This window comes from Oleiphilus sp. HI0123 (assembly GCF_001635315.1).
In genome coordinates, this window is the sequence record NZ_LWGE01001034.1 from 1 (window position 1) to 2,852 (window position 2,852).

3 protein-coding genes are annotated in these 2,852 nt (G+C 40.8%); all 3 read left to right on the forward strand.

Annotated elements, in window-relative coordinates; translation table 11 throughout:
- Positions 1-676 precede the first annotated feature (676 nt).
- The 3 genes from A3761_RS08930 to glpE all read left to right on the forward strand — a co-directional run bounded on the left by A3761_RS08930 (position 677) and on the right by glpE (position 2,622).
- The gene (locus A3761_RS08930; RefSeq protein ID WP_156490491.1) at positions 677-1,330 is read left to right on the forward strand and encodes a PEP-CTERM sorting domain-containing protein; all 654 of its coding nucleotides are present in this window, start codon (positions 677-679) and stop codon (positions 1,328-1,330) included.
- A gap of 318 nt (positions 1,331-1,648) precedes the next feature.
- Positions 1,649-2,287: a PolC-type DNA polymerase III gene (locus A3761_RS08935; RefSeq protein ID WP_068507471.1), complete on the forward strand. Its 639-nt coding sequence runs from the start codon at positions 1,649-1,651 to the stop codon at positions 2,285-2,287.
- A 35-nt stretch (positions 2,288-2,322) separates the two neighbouring features.
- Complete coding sequence (gene glpE / locus A3761_RS08940) at positions 2,323-2,622, forward strand: thiosulfate sulfurtransferase GlpE (RefSeq protein WP_068507469.1); 300 nt, start codon at positions 2,323-2,325, stop codon at positions 2,620-2,622.
- Positions 2,623-2,852 lie beyond the last annotated feature (230 nt).

Here is a 2,852-nt window from a genome sequence, read left to right on the forward strand (position 1 = left end):
TATCGCGGGAGGTCTATTCTATGTGGCGACAAACGATATATCTTCAGGTATCGCTGCAAGTCTTTCAGCCGCTGCAGGGCATTACTTAAGCGTTTTCCTTTGTAAACGGTTCAATTGGCACGAGAAGAATAAACCTTAATGTTCTTTAGTTAGCGCTCTTCCAGTAATAATTGTAAAAACCAGGAAACCGCCGAAGACGTTGGCAATAAATCAAATCAGCCTTTTTGCATTATCTAGGATGTTCAAAAGAGAGGGGCGGTTTTCTGATGGAAGCTATATAGAATTGAGTCGAACACTGCTGATTCAGATCGAATATTTTCTTATTTCTCTTAATGGTCTATCTTTATAAGGTTAAGGGGTAAACTAAAGGCTTAAAATATTATCCTTCACTGAACATAACAGCTTGTAGTAAGGTATTTTACACTTGCCTTTAGTAGAAGATGGTCATGATTTTATAAGGTCAAAATATGTGAAATTCATTATATCTCTATACGTATTTCTTGTTATAGCTTCGGTCTCTCGAGTTGAGTCTAATGAATTGAGGTTTCGTAGAGTATAAGTTTGTATTGAATTTGCTTAATTTTTTTTTGATGTAAGAGTTTCTTTTTTATAGGTGCTTATTATGAAATTTACGTTAAAAAAATTAGCCGCTGTAGGGGTTTTAGCATTAGGTTCGATGTCAGCAAATGCAGCCATCGTTACGGAAACTTGGGTTACTCAGGTTGCACAGAGTGACGTGACCGGGCTTAATGTCGGCGATTCATTATCATGGTCTTTTACATTCGATAACGAAGGGACTCGGGCGAGTACATTTTATGATGATGGAACTCCAACGTATACGTATTGTAACGCGCTGGATGGAAATGCTGATGGAGCTTGTTCAATTGAATGGACTTTGTTTGGAATTAATTATGCGGATTTGATTAGTTACGACGACTCGGACTGGCAGGCTAGTATTGATTATCATCTGGCCACCGAAAATATGGTTGAATACGACCGCGGTATTCGTGAGGCGAGGGTTTCAATCACTGAATTCGGTTTGTCAACAATTAACGTAAAGGAAGGTGGATCTGAAATAAATATCAGTACGTGGGCCGAAGGCACTGGACCATTTGGAACCGGACCGGGTAGCCCAACGATATCGGCTGAAACTTACCTTTACCAGGTTTCAGATCCACAGCAGTATTTCTTAGCAAACACCAGAATGACGGTCACGTCAGTCACCTCGGTTTCAGTACCTTTAATCGATGTTCCAGAACCTGCTACGCTTTCGCTTCTTGGTTTGGGTTTAGTAGGCTTAAGCTTTGCTCGTAGACAAAAGAAGTCCTAATTCTATCTAAGCCTGAAGTACACTATTGTTGCCAGCACTTAAGGAAATCACCCAGAACTAAAGCTATCTCACTTGAGATGGCTTTTTTTCTGCTCATAAAGCTGATGAATTTTCTCAAAGTACTTTTCGATAGTTTTACGGGTTGCCTTGATATGAAATCAGTTAAAAATCAGAGCCTGTTTCTATCCTACCTATAAAAGTTTTATTGCTTTGTCACTCCTCTGTTTTGGAGTCGAGCTTTTCCAAGCATCACCTTATTCTCATCCGGAAGATAGTGTACTCTAAGCGCAAATTAATGATTGGAAATGGCTAGACCTAATGAACGCAAAACGAGCAGATACGATTGTCGTACTGGACTTTGAGACGAGTGGCTTATCTCCTGATATGGGAGAACGTGCGATAGAAATTGGTGCAGTGCTGATTGAAGGTGGGGAGATTACAGATAGCTTTCAATCCCTAATGAACCCCGGTATTCGCATCAGTGCTTTTATTGAAGATTATACCGGTATTAGCAATGCAATGTTGAGCAAGGCGGCTCCCTGTGAAGAGGTGATGAAGCGCTTTAATGATTTTATTGCCGGGCATAACCTAGTCGCTCATAACGCCTCTTTTGATAAACGCTTTCTTGATGCTGAACTATCACGAGTTTCTTGCTCCTATCCGGGAGACTTTGCCTGTTCTTTGCTCGCTTCTAGGCGTATTTTTCAGGATGCGCCGAATCATAAGTTAGGAACTTTGGTTCAGTATGCGAACCTTGATACTGTTAGCTCAATCTCATCGGGTAGTTTTCACCGTGCCTTGTATGATTCAGAGATGACTGCCAAGCTGTGGTTAGCTATGTTAGAGGATATTGGTGAGCGCTACGGTATTTATGATTTACCGTTCTCTTTTATTCAGCAGCTTAGCAAAGTGCCTAAGAAGTCGGTGCATAAGTTTATAGAGAAGCACAGGGCTTAGGAACGAATCGTTATATTAAAAAGCAGGAGTTAGCAATGAGTTATAAGTGTATTTCAGTTCCGCAAGCCAGGTCTTTAATGAGGGAGAAGGCGTGTTCTTTGGTGGATATTCGAGACCCCGCTTCATTTGCTTCAGGAAATATAGAAGGCTCGGTTCATATTTCGAATGACAATGTACAACAGTATTTATCTGACATGGATAAAGAAAAGCCACTAATTGTGGTTTGCTATCACGGCAACAGTAGTCAAGGCGCGGCTGAATTTTTCGCCAGTCAAGGCTGTAGAGAAGTGTATAGTCTTGATGGCGGTTTTGTTGAATGGCAGCAAGGCGATTAGATCTAAGCTACTGCTTTATCACCCTTCAATCACTTAACTGAGCCCGGGTAATCGAAGACTAAGGATACGTATTAATCTTTGATAAACTTTACATCTATATTCAGTAAACACCGCTCGTCTCAGACGTCGAGCTACTAGCTAAGCGTGCAATTTCTTAGGATTGCCAAAACAACCCAGCAATGACTACCGAATTAGTCAAAATTATTTCGAAAAGTTAAGGCTTTGCTATC

Coding starts and splice junctions, on each gene's coding strand:
- A3761_RS08930 (WP_156490491.1), top strand. CDS start 677: ATGTCAGCAAATGCAGCCATCGTTACGGAAACTTGGGTTACTCAGGTT.
- glpE (WP_068507469.1), top strand. CDS start 2,323: ATGAGTTATAAGTGTATTTCAGTTCCGCAAGCCAGGTCTTTAATGAGG.
- A3761_RS08935 (WP_068507471.1), top strand. CDS start 1,649: ATGAACGCAAAACGAGCAGATACGATTGTCGTACTGGACTTTGAGACG.